At 60.8% G+C, this 18990-nt stretch carries 16 protein-coding genes and 1 tRNA gene; 14 read left to right on the forward strand and 3 right to left on the reverse strand.

All coding sequences use genetic code 11. The features are described from left to right. Positions 1 to 15: 15 nt before the first annotated feature. Positions 16 to 1197, reverse strand: coding sequence for a glutamine-hydrolyzing carbamoyl-phosphate synthase small subunit (gene carA, locus OU694_RS00640; protein WP_308909074.1), 1182 nt, complete (start codon positions 1195 to 1197; stop codon positions 16 to 18). A gap of 287 nt (positions 1198 to 1484) precedes the next feature. Between carA and OU694_RS00645 the strand changes: the two genes are divergently transcribed. From OU694_RS00645 to OU694_RS00680, 8 genes are all read left to right on the forward strand, one after another. Continuing rightward, positions 1485 to 1940 (forward strand): GatB/YqeY domain-containing protein, encoded by a 456-nt coding sequence (locus tag OU694_RS00645; protein ID WP_308909075.1) that lies wholly within the window; start codon positions 1485 to 1487, stop codon positions 1938 to 1940. A gap of 245 nt (positions 1941 to 2185) precedes the next feature. Then, positions 2186 to 2833 (forward strand): PEPxxWA-CTERM sorting domain-containing protein, encoded by a 648-nt coding sequence (locus OU694_RS00650; RefSeq protein WP_308909076.1) that lies wholly within the window; start codon positions 2186 to 2188, stop codon positions 2831 to 2833. A gap of 267 nt (positions 2834 to 3100) precedes the next feature. Continuing rightward, positions 3101 to 3736, forward strand: a complete 636-nt coding sequence (locus tag OU694_RS00655; protein WP_308909077.1) for a PEPxxWA-CTERM sorting domain-containing protein — start codon at positions 3101 to 3103, stop codon at positions 3734 to 3736. A gap of 344 nt (positions 3737 to 4080) precedes the next feature. Further along, entirely contained in the window at positions 4081 to 4722 is a 642-nt protein-coding gene (locus tag OU694_RS00660; protein ID WP_308909078.1) for a PEPxxWA-CTERM sorting domain-containing protein, read from the forward strand. Between the two features lie 371 nt (positions 4723 to 5093). Next, a complete protein-coding gene (locus OU694_RS00665) occupies positions 5094 to 6002 on the forward strand; it encodes a LysR substrate-binding domain-containing protein (protein WP_308909079.1) in 909 nt (302 codons plus the stop codon). Between the two features lie 109 nt (positions 6003 to 6111). Further along, positions 6112 to 8010: a DNA primase gene (gene dnaG / locus OU694_RS00670; protein ID WP_308909080.1), complete on the forward strand. Its 1899-nt coding sequence runs from the start codon at positions 6112 to 6114 to the stop codon at positions 8008 to 8010. 45 nt (positions 8011 to 8055) lie between these two features. After that, positions 8056 to 10287, forward strand: coding sequence for an RNA polymerase sigma factor RpoD (rpoD, locus tag OU694_RS00675; protein WP_308909081.1), 2232 nt, complete (start codon positions 8056 to 8058; stop codon positions 10285 to 10287). A gap of 7 nt (positions 10288 to 10294) precedes the next feature. Then, positions 10295 to 11233 (forward strand): aspartyl protease family protein, encoded by a 939-nt coding sequence (locus OU694_RS00680; protein ID WP_308909082.1) that lies wholly within the window; start codon positions 10295 to 10297, stop codon positions 11231 to 11233. Here the strand turns inward: OU694_RS00680 and OU694_RS00685 are convergent. After that, positions 11230 to 12075, reverse strand: a complete 846-nt coding sequence (locus OU694_RS00685) for a flagellin family protein (RefSeq protein ID WP_308909083.1) — start codon at positions 12073 to 12075, stop codon at positions 11230 to 11232. The two genes, OU694_RS00680 and OU694_RS00685, sit on opposite strands and share 4 nt — an antisense overlap. 25 nt (positions 12076 to 12100) lie before the next feature. After that, a complete protein-coding gene (locus OU694_RS00690) occupies positions 12101 to 12931 on the reverse strand; it encodes a flagellin (RefSeq protein WP_308909084.1) in 831 nt (276 codons plus the stop codon). A gap of 260 nt (positions 12932 to 13191) precedes the next feature. Here OU694_RS00690 and OU694_RS00695 point away from each other — a divergent pair, with 260 nt between their 5' ends. The 6 genes from OU694_RS00695 (at position 13192) to OU694_RS00720 (ending at position 18973) form a co-directional block, all read left to right on the forward strand. Beyond that, on the forward strand, positions 13192 to 13413 hold the full coding sequence (locus OU694_RS00695) for a hypothetical protein (RefSeq protein WP_308909085.1): 222 nt from the start codon (positions 13192 to 13194) through the stop codon (positions 13411 to 13413). A gap of 45 nt (positions 13414 to 13458) precedes the next feature. Beyond that, entirely contained in the window at positions 13459 to 13809 is a 351-nt protein-coding gene (locus tag OU694_RS00700; protein ID WP_308909086.1) for a hypothetical protein, read from the forward strand. A 76-nt stretch (positions 13810 to 13885) separates the two neighbouring features. Further along, positions 13886 to 13962 (forward strand) — tRNA-Ile (locus OU694_RS00705). A gap of 108 nt (positions 13963 to 14070) precedes the next feature. Next, the gene (locus OU694_RS00710; RefSeq protein ID WP_308909087.1) at positions 14071 to 14625 is read left to right on the forward strand and encodes a TetR/AcrR family transcriptional regulator; all 555 of its coding nucleotides are present in this window, start codon (positions 14071 to 14073) and stop codon (positions 14623 to 14625) included. Between the two features lie 52 nt (positions 14626 to 14677). After that, the gene (locus OU694_RS00715) at positions 14678 to 15853 is read left to right on the forward strand and encodes an efflux RND transporter periplasmic adaptor subunit (RefSeq protein ID WP_308909088.1); all 1176 of its coding nucleotides are present in this window, start codon (positions 14678 to 14680) and stop codon (positions 15851 to 15853) included. A 6-nt stretch (positions 15854 to 15859) separates the two neighbouring features. Continuing rightward, on the forward strand, positions 15860 to 18973 hold the full coding sequence (locus OU694_RS00720; RefSeq protein ID WP_308909089.1) for a multidrug efflux RND transporter permease subunit: 3114 nt from the start codon (positions 15860 to 15862) through the stop codon (positions 18971 to 18973). The last annotated feature ends 17 nt before the right edge of the window (positions 18974 to 18990 follow it).

Below are 18990 nucleotides of genomic sequence, written 5' to 3' on the forward strand. Positions count from 1 at the left end.
CTGGCGCTTCGGGGATCAGGCGGCTTTTTTATGGTTCAGGATCAGGGCCATGAACTCTTCGAACAGATAGAAACTGTCCTGTGGGCCGGGGCTTGCTTCGGGGTGCTGCTGCACGCTGAAGATCGGCTTTGTCTTGTGGGCAAGGCCGCACACTGTTTTATCGAAGAGCGAGATATGGCTCACCGTCACGTCGGCCGGCAGGCTCGCGGCATCGACCGAGAAGCCGTGGTTCATGCTGGTGATCTCGACCTTCTTGGTGCGCAGGTCCTGTACCGGGTGGTTTGCACCGCGGTGGCCCTGGGCCATCTTGTAGGTGGTGCCGCCGAAGGCGAGCGCAAGCAGCTGGTGGCCAAGGCAGATGCCGAAGATCGGCAGGCCGGTGTCGATCAGCTTCCTGATCACGGGGAGGGCATATTCGCCGGTGGCGGCCGGATCGCCGGGGCCGTTCGACAGGAAGATACCGTCGGGGTTATGCGCCATGATCTCGTCGAAGGTTGCGGTCGCGGGCACCACGGTCACGCGCGCGCCGGTTTCGGCAAGGCACCGGAGGATATTGTGCTTGGCGCCGTAATCGACCGCCACGACATGCGCCTTCGGGGACTTCAGGTCACCGTAACCGCCTTCGATGGTCCAGCGGGTGCCGGTCCAGTCGTAAGTTTCGGTACAGGTGACTTCCTTCGCCAGATCCATGCCCTTCAGGCCCGGCCATTGCTTGGCTTTCAGCATCAGGCGTTCAATGTCGAACTTGCCGTCTTTCGCGTGGGCGATGACGCCGGTCGGGGCGCCGCGCTCGCGGATGATGCGGGTGAGGCGGCGGGTATCGATCCCGCTGATGCCGATAAGGCCCTGTTTGGCCGTCCAGGTTTCCAGATGCTCGGCCGCGCGGTAGTTGGCGGGCAGCGTGATATCCTCGCGGATCACGAGGCCGCGGGCGGCGGGCTTCTTCGTTTCCATGTCCTCGGCATTGGTGCCGACATTGCCGATGTGAGGGAAGGTGAAATTGATGATCTGCCCGGCGTAGGACGGGTCGGTGAGGATTTCCTGATAACCCGTCATCGCGGTGTTGAAGCAGACCTCGCCAACCGTGTCTCCCTCCACGCCGAATCCTCGTCCCCTGAACACTGTACCGTCAGCCAGAACAAGGACGGCGGTGATATCAGAGGAAGAATGGTCAGGCGAGCGGGTGGAGTCGGTCATAGCGGCAGGTTCCTTCCATGGCATCGGTGCTGACTTTTCCTTGCCAATACGGGCGGTTAAGCCCGCATTTGCAAAGGTTTGGCCAGCCGAGAGGGTGGCGCGAAAACGCGCTGGGGGGCGGCCAAATTGTCGGGACACTATAGAAAAGGGGTGGCGGGGTCAAGAAAAAGCTAAGAAAAAAAATTCATTACAAATCAATGACTTACTGAAAATAAACTCATTTGCTCTGCTGCAGGTGCTAAGCTATTATCGGCGCTTCCGAAAAACAGACCAAAGGTCAGGGGCTAATGCTTAGGGACGAACTGAACGACGCCATGAAGGATGCCATGCGCGCCAAGGACAAGCGCAAGCTTGGCACCGTGCGCCTCATCCTCGCGGCCATCAAGGAAAAGGATATCGAGCTTCGCGTCCAGGATGGGCCGGAGCGGAACGACGATGCCATCGTGCTCGACATCCTCGCCAAAATGGTGAAGCAGCGGCAGGACAGCATCAAGGCCTATGAAGAAGGTGGCCGCCTCGAACTCGCCGAACAGGAACGCGAGGAAATCGAGATCATCCAGGAATTCATGCCGCGCCAGCTTTCGGAAGCCGAAATGAAGGCGGCCTGCGAAGCGGCGATCGCCGAAATCGGCGCCGAAGGCCTAAAAGATATCGGCCGCACCATGACGGTGCTGAAAGACAAATACGCAGGCCAAATGGACTTCGCCAAGGCCAGCGGCATCGTGAAAGGCTTGCTGAGCTAAGAGTTCGGTATCTTCACCCAGATGAACCAAGAAGGCGGCTGTGGCCGCCTTTTTTATTGCCCGCTGTGGAGTGGCCGCGGGCGAAAAACTGTTTCATATCGGAACAATCCAGGCGGTCTGCAGCTCAAAAGTTAACTAAAAATTAATTATATTTGCGATCTCGGCCGGTATGGGGCACATTTCCCGCCCATAAGTGCATGGCCATATGCCTTGCCAAACTCTTTCAATAGTTCAGGGAGACTATGATGAAGAAGTTTATTGTTGGGGCGTTTGCAGCAGCCATGCTGAGCGTCAGCGCCCAAGCCGCAACAACGATGGAATTTGTGCCGCCGAGCGATACTGTCGGTATGATATATTCGACGAATTCCAACGACGGTTACGCCAATGGTCGTGGCGTCGTGTTCGAGATGGCGAGCGATTTCGAGCTTTTCAGTGTCGGGCTCTTTCAGGATCTGACGGGCGTCGACCTTTCCTGGGAACTGACACTTGCACCTGTCGGTACAGGATATGTCGGTGGCGGCAGCGTGGTTCAGTCCGGGGGTGGCAATGTGACGACAAGTGGCCTCGAGTGGGTCGAGTTCAACTTCTCGCCGCTGACGCTCCTTGCCGGTAACATTTATCACCTGAACTTCGTGTTCAACGACAGTTCGAATCAGAATTTCTTCTATAGCCAGTATAATGACGGCAATACTCAGGCGTATGACGACGGCATTTTCCTGAATATCGACGGGACGCAGGAAGCTGAAACCAGCAATTATGTCCTCCCCGGTATCCGGCTGAATGGCGGAATCGCATCGGGCATCCCGGAGCCTGCGACCTGGCTGATGATGATCATGGGCTTTGGCCTCGTTGGTATCGCATCGCGCCGCCGCACGGGTGCACTGGCACTCTGAGCGCCAGTCCGTACTGAAAATGCGCCTGCCACCCAATGTGGCGGGCGCGTTCTTTTTTGTGGGGCCTGGCCGGCCCCGGCGGGGGCGGGTGCGACCGTTCGTTCTGTCTAAACTTCTTTGCAATTCTGGATAGTTTGATACTCTCGACGTGCGGTGGCAGTCATCGTGGTCCGCCCGAGGGGCAGACGGGACTGGGTTTCCCGGTCGCTTTTTCATGTTCAGTTCCGGGTTTCAGGTTCCATACAGCTTGTACGGCAGGAGGCTCTCATGAAGAGACAATGTACGGGTTTGTTTGCGATGCTTGTCCTGAGTGTTTCGTCCGGCGCCGCCAACGCCAGCGCCATCGTCCTCGATTTCGAGGGCGTCGGGGATCTGGTGGATGTCGCGGATTTCTATGATGCCGCCTATGGCATCACATTTGGTGACGGCGCGACAGTCTTCACCGATACCGATGCCGGCGGGTCCGGCCTTTTTGCCAATGAGCCGTCGCCGGACACCATCGTCTATTTCGACCCACTCGGATCGGCGGTGATGAATGTGGCCGGTGGCTTCGATACCGCTTTTTCCTTTTATTACACAAGTATCTCTGACGGCTTGGTATCGATCTATGACGGGCTTGATGGCACGGGCAACCAGCTTGCCACAATCGTGCTTGGCCCGACAGCGGCAGGCCCCGGCGATCCGACCGGCGGTGATAATTTCGGCACCTGGCTATTCACGGGCACCGCCTTTGCCGGGACGGCAATGTCGGTTGATTTCTCGGGCGCCACCAACACGGTGGGCTTCGACAATATTACCCTTGGCGCCAGCATCCCGGAGCCGGCCACCTGGCTGATGATGATTATGGGCTTTGGTCTGGTCGGCATCGCATCGCGCCGCCGCACGGGTGCACTGGCACTCTGAGCGCCAGTCCGTAATGAAAAACGCGCCTGCCACCCGGTGTGGTGGGCGCGTTCTTTTTTCAGGAATGAGGAATGGGGGTCAAGGGCGGCTTTGCCGCCCCTTTTCTTTGTCTGCGCCCAAGCGTCACTTCACCCGATTCTCCTTCCCGTATCGTGCCGGATGGCGCGCCGAGATATCTGCTGGCCGTGGTTCTTGCATCATAAATGGCGGAAACCCTAGGCTCTATATGACCTGGTTAATATAAACTTAATGTTTATTGATATTCGGCATAAATGCAGAATATTAGAGATAACGGCAATAATGCTGAATAGGGCGACAGGCGAGAAACGCGAAGGAACAATCTCATGAAAACCCTCCTCAAAGGGCTGCTTGCTGCGGCAGTTCTCAGTTTTGGTGCCAATGCGGCAAACACCTATGAATTCACCCCGCCGAACGATCCCGCAGGGTCGGTAACGGGCGAAGAATCGAACGGATTTTTCGGTTATGGCCGCGGGGTCTTTTTTGAAATGGCCGATGATTTCGACCTTTTCAGCATCGGGCTCTTTTCCGATTTCACGAACGTCAATGTCCTTTGGGACATCATGGAAGTGACCCAGTATAACCGCGCGCTCGGCGGCACGCCCCTTCGGTCGGGCAGCAGCATCGTCTCAACCGACGGGCTTGGCTGGGTCGATTTTAACGTCGTCCCGCTGACGCTGGAGGCCGGGCACGCCTACCATGTGAATTTCAAATTCTATACGGCCGCCAATCAGGTGTTCACTCATTATGAGGGCAATCTCCCGCCCTATGACGACGGCATCTTCCACAATATCAACGGTACGATGGGCTATATGCCCGAGGTGCCGGCGATGCCGGCGATCCGCCTGACGGGCGAAGGCGGGGTCATGCCGGGTATCCCGGAACCTGCTACCTGGCTCCTCTTCATTCTCGGCTTCGGGATGGCGGGCATTGTGTCGCGCCGCCGCGCGGGTGTGCTCGCGGTCTGAGCGATCTGCTCTGCAGAATGAAAAACGCGCCCGCCAAGGATGGTGGCGGGCGCGTTTGCTTTTTTCAGGAACACAATGATCAGGAGGTCAGGATCCGGGCCGTCTGATGAAGGCAGGGCTGGTCGGTCCTGCATCCCCTGAGATCCTCGCTGTCGCATGCTCGGGCCCGTCCTGCCACGGGGAGAATATCGTCTGCAGGAGCAAGGCCGAGGGCCATGCGAGCCCAAAAATTGCTTGGGCTTTGGAAGAGGGTGACTTTTTTCGTCATTTTGCTTCTCCGCTGTCGCTATAAGCCTTATTTACTATGGAAAAGCGATGGCTCGCAAATTCGTACATTTAAGACTTAGCCTTAACATATCTAAGGAAAGATCATGGAATACCGGCTTCGCACCCTTTCGGGCCTTCTGGCGTTCGAGGCAGCAGCCCGCCATGGCAGCCTGACGGCCGCCGCGCAGGAGCTGGCCCGCACGCAATCGGCGGTCAGCCAGCAGGTGAAGGGGCTGGAGGAAGAGATCGGCCTGCCGCTTTTCGTGCGCCGCCCGCGCGAGGTGACGTTGACGCCTGCCGGGCGCTGCCTTGCTGATGTGGTGACCGCTTCACTTGGGGCAATCAATCACAAAATCGATGAATTGAGGCGGCGGGCAGAGCCGAACGTGATCCGCCTCACCGTCTATCATTCCTTCGCTGTCAACTGGCTGATCCCGCGGTTGCCGAATTTCGGCGTGCGGCGGCCTGAGCTTGATGTGCGTATCGGTGCGGACGACCGGAAGCTTGATCTGATCGCCGGTGGCTTTGATCTGGCGATCCGCGGTGTGCGGCGCGGCCAGCCGGCACCGCAGGGCAGCGCCCTGATGCGCGGCGAAGTCATGATCCCCGTTTATTCCCCCGCCCTGTCGCCGGACACCGAGATCACCGCCGATGACATGCGGCACTACCCGCTTCTGCGGGAAGAAGATCGTTCCTTGTGGCAGGAATGGCTGGATCTCAACGGTCAGCCAGGGCCGGCTGTCCTGTCGGGCAAGGCTTACAGTCACACCGGGCTTCTGGTGCAGGCGGCGATGGTCGGGGCTGGCATCGCGCTCGTTCCCGTTGCCATCGCAGCCGAGGCGCTGAAAGCCGGTCGGCTGTGCTGCGTGCGCGGCCAGCATCCAGATAGCGGCTATATGGTCCACATTGTGGTTGCCGAAGACCCGGTGCCGGAGAAGGTGGCGGCGTTCGTAGACTGGTTCCAGGACGAGATGCAGTTGATGGACGAAGAAATGCGGGCCTTTATCGAGTAAGGCACTGCTGTCCTATTGCAGTTGTGGCACCACCCACTATCCTTGTAAGGAACACCGCTTCAATGGGTATGAACAAGGCTTCCGGGCAATCGCCGGGACGGGGGAACGGGTGCTAAGTCCGCAGTTTCTGGATGATCTGAAGCATCGCTTCACGCTTTCGGACGTGATCGGGCGCAGCGTGCGACTCGTGCGGCGCGGGCGCGAGCATACCGGTCTTTGCCCTTTCCATAATGAAAAGTCGCCGTCTTTCACAGTGAACGACCAGAAAGGTTTCTACCATTGCTTCGGCTGTGGCGCCCACGGCAGCGTCATCGATTTCGTGATGAACACGCAAGGACTGGAGTTCATGGAGGCGATCAACACGCTTGCGGCGGAAGCGGGCGTGGAGGTGCCGAAACTGACGCAGGCCGAAGCCGAACGCTCCAAGGAGCGCGCCTCATTGTCCGAGGTCATGCAGACGGTGGCCGACTGGTACGCCACCCAGCTGCGCGGGCAGGTGGGGCGCGCGGCTTATGATTATGTGAAGGGCCGGGGGCTGACGGACGCCACCATCGACCGCTACGGCCTTGGCTACGCTCCCGAGGGCCGCACCAGCCTGAAGGAAGCGATGCGGGCGCGCGGTATCCCCGAAGACCAGCTTGTTGAAACCGGCATGCTGATCGTGCCGGAAGGCGGCGGCGAAACCTATGACCGCTTCCGCGACCGGGTGATGTTCCCGATTGGCGACCGGCAGGGCCGCATCATTGCCTTCGGTGGCCGGGCGCTTTCGAAGGACGCCAAGGCCAAATATCTGAACAGCCCTGAAACGACCATCTTCCACAAGGGGGCCACCCTTTATAACTGGGCGAATGCCCGCGCCGCCGCCCACAAGACCGGCCAAGTGCTGGTGGTGGAAGGCTATATGGATGTGATCGCGCTCGGTCAGGCCGGGATTGACGAGGCCGTCGCCCCGCTTGGCACTGCGCTTACCGAGGAACAGATTTCGCACCTCTGGCATATGGCGGACGAACCTGTGCTCGCCTTCGATGGCGACAAGGCAGGTTTCCGCGCGGCCGAACGCGCAATGGAGCGCGCCCTGCCACTGCTGCGCCCCGGCAAGTCGCTCCGGTTCGTGATGCTGCCCGAAGGCGAAGACCCGGACACGCTAGTCCAGAAAGAGGGTCGCGGTGCTATCGAGCGTCTGGTCGACAAGGCAGAACCGCTTGTCAGCATGCTCTGGCGCACGCTTACGGACGGCGTGCCCGCCGACACACCGGAACGCCGGGCAGGGCTTGAAAAGGAAATCTTCGTGCGGCTGGCCGATATTGCCGACGAGAATGTAAAGACGCTCTACCAGAAAGACTTTCGCAACCGGCTGTATGAAAAGTTCCGCCCGCAACGGCCGGAACGTCAGTCCTATGGCGGGGGTGGATATGGCGGGCAGGGGCGGAAGGGTTTCACCCGCGCGCCGCTTGCCACGGGGCTGCTTTCCCGCACGCGGATCGGGGCCGGGCGTGGGGCAGGGCCAGTGACCGACCGGCTTGAAAAGATCCTTGTCCTCACGCTTGTCAATCATCCCGAGCTTCTGGTGCGTTATGAAGAAGACCTCGCGCATATGGAATTCTCGGTGCCGGGGCTTGACGCCATCAGGAACCTTCTCCTAGACATGGCGGCTTCCGGCGCCCCCCTTGACCGGGAGACGGTGACAACCCATCTATCGGGACGTGAGGAGGCCGGGGTCGTGCGGACGCTGATGGGCGAAGCTGGCCTCAGGAGCGACTGGTTTGCCTTTGACGCGGCGGCTTTATCGGATGCCCAGACGGGTTTCGAGCATAGCCTGTCGCGCTATCGGCATATCACCATCGCCTGGAAGGATTACCGGCAGGCCGAAGCCGACTATGCGGCCGACATGACAGAGGAAAATCATCGGCGGTTTGTGGCCGCGCAGGAGATTTTCCGCTCACTTGAGGAACGTGAAGCCTCGATCGCAGGTTACGGCCTCGAATCAAATAAGGTGCGCACGCTCTGATGTGCTATAGGTGCGATTCGCACCTGCTTTTTGGAGATTTAACGGATGGCACGGGACACGACTCAGGACGAAACTAAGGAAAGCGGCCGCGACGATTCGGGTGGCAGCCCCCTTAATGACGTCTCCGAGGCCGCCGTCAAGAAGATGATCGCCCGCGCGAAAGAGCGCGGCTACATCTCGTATGACGAACTGAATGCTACCCTGCCGACCGACGAAATGTCGTCCGAGCGGATCGAGGACATCATGACGATGCTCTCGGAAATGGGCATCAATGTGATCGACGGCGACGAACCCGACGAGGGTGAGGACGGCGAGCGCGCTGCCGACGACGATGACGACGAGGCCGAAGAAACGCTCGACGCGGATACCAGCTCCAGCGACGACGACGACGAATTCAAGACGACCGACAAGAAGGAAGCGGGCGACCGCACCGACGATCCCGTGCGCATGTATCTGCGCGAGATGGGCTCGGTCGAACTTCTGTCGCGCGAGGGTGAGATTGCCATCGCCAAGCGGATCGAGGCCGGCCGCGCCACGATGATCGAAGGGCTGTGCATGAGCCCGCTGACATTCCAGGCGATCATCACCTGGGCCGAGCGCCTTGAAGCCGAAGACATGCTCCTGCGCGACATCATCGACCTTGAAGCCACCATCGGCAAGGAGCCGGGGGCGGCCGAGCTTGAAGGCGAGGAAGGCGGCGATGCGACTGCCGAGCCCGCCGTCAAGGATGAAAAGGCCGAAGCCGAGGCCCGCAAGAAAGCCGAAGAAGCCAAGAAGGCCGAGGAAGCTCGCAAGGCTGAAAAGGAAAAGGCCGAGAAGGAAAAAGCTGAACGCGAGAAAGCCAAGGCTGCTGCGAAGGCCCAGAAGGCTGCCGCGCGCAAGGCTCGTTCCTCGGACGATGACGACGACGATGAAGACCTCGACGACGATGACTATCTCGAAGACGAGGAAGAAGAGGAAAGTGCCGAGGAGGAGCAAGCCGAGGAAGAGGATGACGAGGACGAAGGCGCCATGTCGCTTTCGGCCATGGAAAGCCACCTCAAGCCCGAAACCATTGCCAAGTTCCAGGCGATCACCGCGACCTACAAGAAATATGCGAAGCTGCAGGAAGCCCGTCTTGCCGCAGCGGCGCAAAGCGAAGACCTTTCCTCCCCGCAGGAAAAGCGTTTCGCCAAGCTTCGCGAGGAACTGATCGGCATGGTCAGCGCCGTGAAGTTCAACGCTGTTCGTATCGAAGAGCTGGTGGATGAACTTTACGGCCTGAACAAGCGCCTGATGAGCCTTTCCGGCCGTCTGCTGCGTCTGGCCGAAAGCCACAAGGTCAGCCGTCAGGCCTTCCTTGAAGAATATGAAGGCAACGAGCTTGAAGAAGGCTGGGCCGACCGCGTGGCCGGCCTCAAGGGCCGCGGCTGGGCGGCGTTCGTCTCGGACGAGCGCGACGCCATCAACAATATCCGCGACCAGATCAGCGATATCGTTGGCCAGTCCGGCCTGCATGTCGTTGAATTCCGCAAGATCGTTCGGACGGTGCAGAAGGGCGAGAAAGAAGCCCGCATCGCCAAGAAGGAAATGGTGGAGGCCAACCTCCGCCTCGTGATCTCGATCGCGAAGAAATATACGAACCGTGGCCTGCAATTCCTCGATCTCATTCAGGAAGGTAACATCGGTCTGATGAAGGCCGTGGACAAGTTCGAGTACCGCCGCGGTTACAAGTTCTCGACCTACGCCACTTGGTGGATCCGGCAGGCGATCACCCGCTCGATCGCCGATCAGGCGCGCACCATCCGTATCCCGGTCCATATGATCGAGACGATCAACAAACTGGTCCGCACCGGTCGCCAGATGCTGCACGAGATCGGCCGCGAGGCGACGCCGGAGGAACTGGCCGAGCGTCTTTCGATGCCGCTCGAAAAGGTTCGCAAGGTCATGAAGATCGCGAAAGAGCCGATCTCCCTCGAAACCCCGATCGGGGACGAGGAAGACAGCCACCTCGGCGACTTCATCGAAGACAAGAACGCCATTCTGCCGGTGGATGCGGCGATCCAGTCGAACTTGCGCGAAACCACCACGCGGGTTCTGGCATCGCTCACCCCGCGTGAGGAGCGCGTCCTTCGCATGCGTTTCGGTATCGGTATGAACACCGACCACACGCTTGAAGAGGTTGGCCAGCAATTCTCGGTAACGCGTGAACGTATCCGCCAGATCGAGGCGAAAGCGCTGAGGAAACTGAAGCACCCGAGCCGGTCGCGTCAGCTCAGAAGCTTCCTCGACACCTGAGGCGAGCATGCTGAACGCCGTGACAAAATCTGATGGGAGGGGGCGCCGCTGGCGCTCCCTTCTGTGCTTTCTGGGTCTCGCCGCTGTTAGCCTGCCGGCTTTTGCCGACCCTTCCGCGCCGGCCCTGCACCGTGACCGTTACGGACGCTTCAATGTGGAAACCACGGTAAACGGCCGCGAAGGTTTCCTGTTCCTTGTGGATACGGGCGCCAGCCGCACGACGGTTTACAGGAGCCTTGCGGCAGATCTCGGCCTTCGTTCGCTGCCGCGCACGCAAACCATCGTCACGGCGACGGGCACGCAGGAAAGCCTTGTCTATCCCATCGCCTCGATCACTGCCTTCGGCCGCACCTTGCGGCCCGGCCAGATGGCGGCCTTGCCGGAACGGGCAAGCGGGCGTCTCGCTGGCGTGCTCGGGATCGATATCCTGCGCGGCGCGATGATCGAATTTGATGTGAAGAAGCCTGCTGGCCGCCTGCTGCCGCCGGGCTCTGCGCCAGGTGACGGCAGCTGGGTGCGGGTCGATGGCCGCCCTGTCGGCTATGGCTCGCTGGCGCTTGAGGTGGTGGTGGACGGTGTCACCATCCCCGCCTTCATTGATACAGGCGCAGGCCTCAGCGTCTTCAACCCGCCCGCTGGCAAAGCGCTCGGGAAAGGCAGTCTGGTCCTCAACAAGAATGGCAAGCCGCGCCGCACGCCGGGCATCAGCGCGGGAGCGGGCAATATTTCCGGCCTGCTGCGCGATGTGGGTGAACTCAGGATCGGCGACCATAAGGTGGCAGCCGTGCGTGTGACGGAAGCCGACCTGCCGGTGTTTGATCTGTTCGGTGCCAGTGAATTCCCGGCCATGATTCTGGGGATGGATATCCTCTCCAAGCAGGATTTCGCCGTGGACCTTGGCCATTGGCGCCTGTGGATCCGCCCGCCCGCTCAGAAGCAGGATTAGAAGCGTCCGCCGTCTTCCGGCCGCGCGAACAGCGATAGCAGCGCGCCCGGCGTGCCGTTCGCGATATTCGCATCGGCTTGGCCAAGGATTTCTCGCACCCGCTCCGCCGCTGTTTGCGCGTCGCTCAGCGTCAACGCACCGGGCGTGTCGCTGCTCGCGGACGCTTCATCCGTTTCAAAATTCAGGGCAAAGGCCCGCACGCTTTCCAGCCGGTCGTTTCCCGCACCAATGGCAGTGAGCGCATCCGTCGCATTGCCAATGGAATCTTCGATAGCAGCAAGGCTTGCCTCGGCGTCTTCGGCGGAGGCAAGCGAGGCGTCGTCGGTGAGGGTCAGAATGTCGCCGCCAAGGCTGAAATCGCGGCCGCGTACCTCGATCCGGCCGCCCCCCAGAAGCCCGGTCTCGGCGCTTGCAACAGCCTTGTCGCTCGCCAGCAGGTTGGTGCTTTCGAACCCGGCGCCGGAGATGGCCTCCTTGAGGTCAGCTTTCAGGCTGTTGAATTCGTCGCTGAGTTTGGCTCTGTCCTTGTCGGCAAGGTCCGGGTCTGTCGCGTCGCGTGCCACATCGCGCAGTTTGGCAAGGATGCCTGCGGCCTTGTCACCACCGGCAAGGGCGGCGTCGGTGGTGGCAATGGCCTTGTCCAGCCGTTCCCGCACGCCTGCCGCGGCTCCGGCGCTGCCGAGCAAGGCTGGGTCCGGCCCCACGGTATCGACCGGAGACCGGCGGGTCGTGCCGGTTTCCGCAAGGCTCGCGGGGTCAAGCTGATACAGGGGCTTCGGCCGTCCGGTCGCTTGCGGATAGGCGGCGAAAAGCGTCAGATAATCGATATTGCCCACTGCCATGGGGTGGTGACGCTGTGCGTCCTCCCTATTTCTGGAACAGGCTCAGGATCGACGACGGCTGGCGGTTGGCGATATTGAGCGCTACGATGCCAAGCTGCTCGCGCACGCTGTTTGCCGCCTGCTGGGCCGAGGTTTTGCCCAGGTTGGCGTCGACAAGGTTGCCGATACCGATTTCCGTGGTGTCGGAAAGCGCCTGGTTGAATTCGCGGGTCTGTTCCAGCCGCCGCGCACCCGAACCGATGGTCGAGAGGCTTGCCGACACATTGCCGAGCGATTGCTCGATTGCCGCCACCGCATTGGCAGCGTCCGCTGCCGTGCCGATCGACGCGTCGGCCGCGAGCGTCACGTTGCCGCCGCCAAGGCTCAGGTCCTGATTGGCGATGCTGAAGGTCTCGCTGCCATCCTGATTGGTGATGGCCGCAATGTCACCGCCTCCGGCTTCCACGGCGTTGGTGCCGTTGAAGGAGGCGCTTTTCACCACCTGGCCGATCTGGTCGCGCAGCGAAGCGAATTCATTATTGAGCGCCTGACGGCTGGCGTCATCGAGGCCCGGATCGCGCGCCGCGACAGCCTTTTCCTTCAGTTGCAGCAGAAGGTCGCTCACCTGATTGCCGGCAGCTTCGGCGACACTGGCGGTTGAAAGCGCACGGTCAAGTGAATCGCCCGATGCACCAAGACCGCCAACCTCACCCAGAAGCTTCTGGGCGATGGCGAAGGTGGCGGCATCGTCCTTCGGGCCGTTCACCTTCTTGCCGGTGGAAATCTGGTTGTTGGTCGACAGGGTCGAGGACTGGCTGCGATTGAGATTCTGCAGGCCGCCGAGCGACGAAGCATTCGTATTGATGGAATTGACCATGGGGCGTCACTCTCCTCTGAAAAACAGGCACCGCCGGAACCTTGTGGTTCGGCGTGCCAGCACCCGTATTGACCCGAGGCCGAGTATAACAGAGCCGGATCGCGGCTGGAAGATTTGGGGAAATTTTTACAGGCATCAGGCCGATCAGCGCCTTGGCCCTTGTAATTGGATTATATCGGTTTGATATTATGCTTTATCCGCCAAAGAAGCCCGGATGCGGGCCGGGCGGGGCTGACAGCGAAGGAACAAGGGGAATAGAAATGAATCCGTTTGAAATGGTTGCGATCATCGTGATCGTCGTGGCGGTTGCCGGCATGGTCCGCAGCCATCACCGCACGCAAGCCGCGCGGGCCGAGCGCCCCGCAGGACCGGACGCCGAAACAGCGGCCCGCCTCAATGCGCTTGAAGAACGCATCCGTGTCCTGGAGCGCATCGCGACCGACAAACGCTCCCGCCTTTCGGACGAGATCGACAGCCTTTGAGGGCGTCCGGCATCCGTTCAAACTGATGATACGGGAGGGGAAGCCATGCCCAGATTTCTAGCCGTCTATACGATGAAAGCGGAAAATGTCGCGCGCTTCCGCGAACTGCCGAAGGTCGAGCAGGATGCCATTGATAACGCTGGCCTTCCCGCGTGGGCGGCATGGGAGGAAAAGAACGCCGCCGCACTTATTGACCGTGGCGGGATGGTCGGCAAAACGACTCGCATCACCCGCGACGGCATCGCCCCCGCCACGAACGATTTTTGCGGCTATGTGATTGTCGAGGCTGAAACAGCCGAGGCCGCCGCCCGCCTGTTCGAAGATCATCCGCACTTCAATATTTTCCCCGGTGACGGCGTGGACATCATGCCCTTCGTCACGGAGCCACCCGCCTGATATGCAGGTGGGCTTCCGAAATCAGATTTTGCTACCCACAGGGGCGACCATTTGCTAGGTAGCCCCTGCGTGGTCGGGGCCTGTAGCTCAGTTGGTTAGAGCTGGCCGCTCATAACGGCTTGGTCGGGGGTTCGAGTCCCTCCGGGCCCACCACGCCCCAAGTTTCCTGCAAATTCAATGTCAGTGCGCGTGCCGATGAAATTTCCCTTGCATAAAAGAACGAACGTTCATATTTATATCGCGCCGAAAACAGGATGAAAAATGTCCCGGACCCGAAAGATCACGACAGACGATATTCTTGATGCCGCAGAGCGCGTGGTGGCCCGCCTTGGGGCTGCCGCGCTCTCCATCGATGCGGTGGCGCAGGAAGCCGGTGTCAGCAAAAGCCGGGTTGTCTATGATCACAAATCGAAGTCCGGCCTTCTCGAGGCGCTGATCGAGCGCCAGATCGGGCGGGAGCAGGAACGGCAGGAAGCGGCGATCAAGGCCGCGGCGGATACACCGCACCCCGAACTTTTCGGTCGCATCGCCGGCGCCGCGCGTACGTTGAACGAAGTGGACAAGGCCGTTGCCATGGCCGTGTGCGCCTCAATGTCCGGCGAGCAAAAGGTGCAGGAGCAGATCCGCGACTGGGTCGAAGCGGATTTGAAGGCGATGGCCGATGGCCCGCGCCCGAAAGCCGCCCTGATGGCCTATCTGGCGCTGGGCGGCTTTTGCAATACGGAATTTTTCAGCTTCTACCGTTGGGGTGAAGCCGAGAAGCAGGAGATTCTGGAAGGGATACGCAAGATTTACATATCCTTCCCGGAAGACTAGAGTAACCCCCCCGAAGTCACCAGAGAGTGGCTCGTCAATAAAGGAAACTTTCATGGACAGCAGGATAAAGGCACACCTCAAGGTGTGTTTGGTCTCATCTATCTTCATTTTTGCGGGCCTTCAGGGGGCCGCAGCCCAGTTTGGCGGGGAAATGCCCCCACCGGCGGTTGGTGTTGTCGAGGTCAAGGCCGCGACCGTGCCGGTCGTGAGCGAGCTTCCGGGCCGGATTGCCGCGACGCGCGTCGCCGAGGTGCGGCCGCAGGTGTCGGGCATCCTCAAGGAACGGGTGTTCGAGCAAGGCGCACGGGTGAAAGCGGGCGACGTTCTGTTCCGTATCGATCCCGCCATGTTCAAGGTGCGGGTGGCGAGTGCCGAGGCTTCGCTGGAGCGCGCCAAGGCAGCCGATGCCAACGCCAAGCTGCAGCTTGAACGCCAGCGCGTCCTTCTGGAAAAGAAAGTGGCAAGCCAGGCAGCCTATGACAGCGCCGTGGCGGCGTCTGCGCAGGCCGAGGCCGATGTTGCCTTCGCCAAGGCCGCGGTTGCCGAAGCAAAAATCAATCTCGCCTACACGGAAATCCGCGCCCCTATCAGCGGCGTCATCGGCGGTGCGCTTGTCACCGAAGGCGCACTGGTGACGGCGGAAGGAGCTGAAAGCCTCGCGCTTATCCAGCAGGTTGACCCGGTCTATGCCGACTTCACCCAGTCCGCCGACGAGCTTCTGGCGCTGAAGCGTGCAGTGGCCGATGGCCGGCTGGAAAGTACGGCGGAAGGCGACGCCCGCGTGTCGCTCGTGCTGGGCGATGGCACCGATTATGGCCGGGCGGGCAAGCTGCTGTTCTCGACCGCCAATGTCGATCCCGGCACCGGGCAGGTGACGCTTCGGGCCGAGTTTCCAAACGACAGCCGCGATCTTCTGCCCGGCATGTATGTGCGGGTGAAGATCGAGCAGGCCGTGCGTCAGGGCGCGATCACCGTGCCGCAGCGCGCTGTTTTCTGGACCGACACCGGCGCCCCGCAGGTTTATGTGGTGAATGCCGAAGGTGTCGCCGAAGTGCGGCCCGTCACGCTCGGATCTGCGAGCGGCTCAAGCTGGGTCGTGGAGGACGGTCTTGCGGACGGCGCCACGGTCATCGTGAATGGTGTCCAGAAGGTGCAGCCCGGCGGCAAGGTGATGGCCGAACCCTGGTCACGGCCTGAAGGCAGCACACTCGCACAGCGTGCGGAGTAAGCGACAATGGCACAATTTTTCATCTCGAGGCCCATCCTCGCATGGGTCTTCGCCATCTTCATCACGCTCGCCGGGATCATCGCGATCCCGCAGCTGCCCGTTGCGCAATATCCGAAGGTTGCCCCACCGCAGCTGACGATTGCCACCTCCTATCCCGGTGCCTCGCCGCAGGAGATTTATCAGGCAGTCACCCGCCCGATCGAGGACGAGCTGAACGGTGTTGAAGGCCTGATGTATTTTGAATCCGCGTCCGATACGTCGGGGTCGGTTTCGATCACGGCGACCTTTTTTGCAGGCACCGACATCGATCAGGCATCGGTGGATGTGCAGAATGCGATCCGCCGGGTGGAACCGCGCCTGCCGAACACGGTAAAGCAGCAGGGTATCGCGGTCGATGAAGCCAGCACCGGCTTCCTGATGGTGGTTTCCCTGCAATCGACCGATGGCACGCGCGACGAAGTGGCGCTTGGCGACTATGTGAACCGCAACATCATCGGCGAGCTTCGCCGGCTGGACGGCGTCGGCAAGGCCCAGTTCTTTTCGAGCCAGCGGGCGCTTCGCGTGTGGATCGATCCCGATAAGCTTGTGGGCTATAGTCTGACGGCGGAGGACGTGAATGCCGCCATCGCCGCCCAGAACGCGCAGGTCGCGGCCGGCCAGATCGGCGCGCTGCCAAGCCCTGTGGTGCAGGACCTGACGGCGACAGTGATCGTCAAGGGCCAGCTTTCCACGGTCGAACAGTTCGGCAATATCGTGCTGCGCGCCAATGCGGACGGCTCTACCGTCAAGCTGAAGGATGTGGCGCGGGTCGAGCAGGGTGCGGAGCTTTATAACTTCTCCAGCCGCCTCAACGGGCAGTCGAGCGCCGCGCTTGGTATCCAGCTATCAACCACGGGCAACGCCATGGCGGTGTCGGCTGCGGTGCGCGACAAGATGGAGGAGCTTTCCCGCTTCTTCCCCGAAGGCGTTGAATACAAGATCCCCTATGATACCAGCCCGTTCGTTTCGGCCTCCATCAAGAAGGTGGTTGAAACGCTCATTGAGGCGATGGTCCTTGTCTTCATCGTCATGTTCGTCTTCCTGCAAAATCTGCGTTACACGCTGATCCCCACGCTTGTGGTGCCGGTTGCCCTCCTTGGCACCTGTGCCGTGATGTATGCGACGGGCTTCTCGATCAACGTGCTGACGATGTTTGCCATGGTCCTCGCCATCGGTATCCTTGTGGATGACGCCATCGTGGTGGTTGAAAACGTCGAACGCATCATGGCGGAGGAAGGCCTTCCCCCCGAAGCGGCGACCCGCAAGGCAATGGGCCAGATCACCGGGGCGATCCTCGGGATCACACTGGTGCTTGCCAGCGTCTTCATCCCGATGGCTTTCTTCCCGGGCTCGACCGGTATCATCTACCGCCAGTTCAGCCTGACGATGGTCGTCTCGATCCTCTTCTCGGCCTTCCTTGCGCTGTCGCTCACGCCCGCGCTTTGTGCCACCTTCTTGAAGCCGATCGAGAAGGGGCATCATCACAAGACGGGCCTTGGCGGCTGGTTCAACCGCGCGTTCGAACGCATGGCTGCCGGCTATTCCGGGCGGGTGGCTGGCATCGTGCGCAAGACCGGGCGCATGATGGGTGTCTATCTCGCGCTTCTTGTGGGGCTTGGCTATCTGTTCATGCAGCTCCCCACGGCTTTCGTGCCGGACGAGGATCAGGGCTTCCTGATCGTCGATATCCAGGGGCCGCCCGAGGCCAGTGCCAACCGCACGCTTTCGTCGATCAAGGAGATCGAGGCGATCTTCATGGCGGAACCGGCGGTCGACAGTGTGGTGGCGATCCAGGGCTTCAGCTTCTCGGGGAACGGTGCCAACGCCGCCCTTGCCTTCGTGCCGCTGAAGGACTGGTCCGAACGCGGTGAGGGCGATGCAGCGCAGGATATCGCCAACCGGGCGAATATGAAGCTGTTCGGGCTGAAGGATGCCCGCACCTTCGCGCTCTCGCCGCCGCCTATCGAGGGCTTCGGGGCAACCGGTGGCTTCTCCTTCCGCCTGCAGGATCGTGGCGGGCTCGGGCAGGCGGCGCTTTCCGCCGCGGCGGGCCAGCTGATGCAGCTGGCGTCGCAAAGCGAAATCCTCACCGGCATGCGGATCGAAGGCTTGCCGGACGCTGCGCAGGTGATGCTGGTGATCGACCGCGAGAAGGCGAATGCGCTCGGCGTCACCTTCGCCGATATCAATGCCACGATCACCACCAACATGGGCTCGTCCTATATCAACGACTATCCGAACGCTGGCCGCATGCAGCGCGTGATCGTGCAGGCAGAGGCGACGAAGCGGATGCAGGTCGAGGATATCCTGCGGCTGAACGTGCGGAACGCCAGCGGTGATATGGTGCCCCTGTCGGCCTTCGCGATTGCTGAATGGCAGAAGGGCCCGCCGCAGATCATCGGCTATAACGGCTATCCGACCGTGCGGATTTCGGGTGCACCCGCGCCCGGTCAGTCCTCGGGCGATGCGATGGCGGAGATCGAGCGTCTGGCGGCCCAGCTGCCGGAAGGCTTCGGTTACGAATGGACAGGCCAGTCGCTGGAGGAAATCAGCTCGGGTTCGCAGGCGCCGCTTCTGTTCGCGCTCAGCATCCTGTTCGTTTTCCTGCTGCTTTCGGGGCTTTATGAAAGCTGGTCGATCCCGTTTGCGGTGATGCTTGTGGTGCCGCTTGGCGTCATTGGCTCGGTGATGGCCATGATGCTGCGCGACATGCCGAACGACCTGTATTTCAAGGTGGGGCTCATCGCCATCATCGGCCTCAGCGCCAAGAATGCGATCCTGATTGTCGAGTTCGCGAAGGACTATTTCGCGCAAGGGAAATCGCTGATGGAGTCGGCGCTTGAAGCGGCCAAAATCCGCTTCCGCCCGATCATCATGACTTCGCTTGCTTTCACGCTTGGTGTGCTGCCGCTCGCCATCGCGACGGGGCCGAGTGCGGCGAGCCAGAATGCCATCGGCACCGGGGTGCTCGGCGGCATGATCACCGCGACCATCCTTGCCATCTATTTTGTGCCGGCCTTCTTCGTGTTCGTGCTGAAAATGCTGAAGACGAAGCGCCCGACCGAAGGCAACGACGCCTGATCAAAGCTTCGGGGAAG

This window comes from Pseudokordiimonas caeni (assembly GCF_026719705.1).
GTDB classification, from domain to species: Bacteria; Pseudomonadota; Alphaproteobacteria; order Sphingomonadales; family Kordiimonadaceae; genus Gimibacter; species Gimibacter caeni.

Bases quoted from the DNA above. Each gene is read 5' to 3' on its own strand.
- carA (WP_308909074.1), bottom strand. From the start codon at position 1,197: ATGACCGACTCCACCCGCTCGCCTGACCATTCTTCCTCTGATATCACC.
- OU694_RS00645 (WP_308909075.1), top strand. From the start codon at position 1,485: ATGCTTAGGGACGAACTGAACGACGCCATGAAGGATGCCATGCGCGCC.
- OU694_RS00650 (WP_308909076.1), top strand. From the start codon at position 2,186: ATGAAGAAGTTTATTGTTGGGGCGTTTGCAGCAGCCATGCTGAGCGTC.
- OU694_RS00655 (WP_308909077.1), top strand. From the start codon at position 3,101: ATGAAGAGACAATGTACGGGTTTGTTTGCGATGCTTGTCCTGAGTGTT.
- OU694_RS00660 (WP_308909078.1), top strand. From the start codon at position 4,081: ATGAAAACCCTCCTCAAAGGGCTGCTTGCTGCGGCAGTTCTCAGTTTT.
- OU694_RS00665 (WP_308909079.1), top strand. From the start codon at position 5,094: ATGGAATACCGGCTTCGCACCCTTTCGGGCCTTCTGGCGTTCGAGGCA.
- rpoD (WP_308909081.1), top strand. From the start codon at position 8,056: ATGGCACGGGACACGACTCAGGACGAAACTAAGGAAAGCGGCCGCGAC.
- OU694_RS00680 (WP_308909082.1), top strand. From the start codon at position 10,295: ATGCTGAACGCCGTGACAAAATCTGATGGGAGGGGGCGCCGCTGGCGC.
- OU694_RS00685 (WP_308909083.1), bottom strand. From the start codon at position 12,075: ATGGCAGTGGGCAATATCGATTATCTGACGCTTTTCGCCGCCTATCCG.
- OU694_RS00690 (WP_308909084.1), bottom strand. From the start codon at position 12,931: ATGGTCAATTCCATCAATACGAATGCTTCGTCGCTCGGCGGCCTGCAG.
- OU694_RS00695 (WP_308909085.1), top strand. From the start codon at position 13,192: ATGAATCCGTTTGAAATGGTTGCGATCATCGTGATCGTCGTGGCGGTT.
- OU694_RS00700 (WP_308909086.1), top strand. From the start codon at position 13,459: ATGCCCAGATTTCTAGCCGTCTATACGATGAAAGCGGAAAATGTCGCG.
- OU694_RS00710 (WP_308909087.1), top strand. From the start codon at position 14,071: ATGTCCCGGACCCGAAAGATCACGACAGACGATATTCTTGATGCCGCA.
- OU694_RS00715 (WP_308909088.1), top strand. From the start codon at position 14,678: ATGGACAGCAGGATAAAGGCACACCTCAAGGTGTGTTTGGTCTCATCT.
- OU694_RS00720 (WP_308909089.1), top strand. From the start codon at position 15,860: ATGGCACAATTTTTCATCTCGAGGCCCATCCTCGCATGGGTCTTCGCC.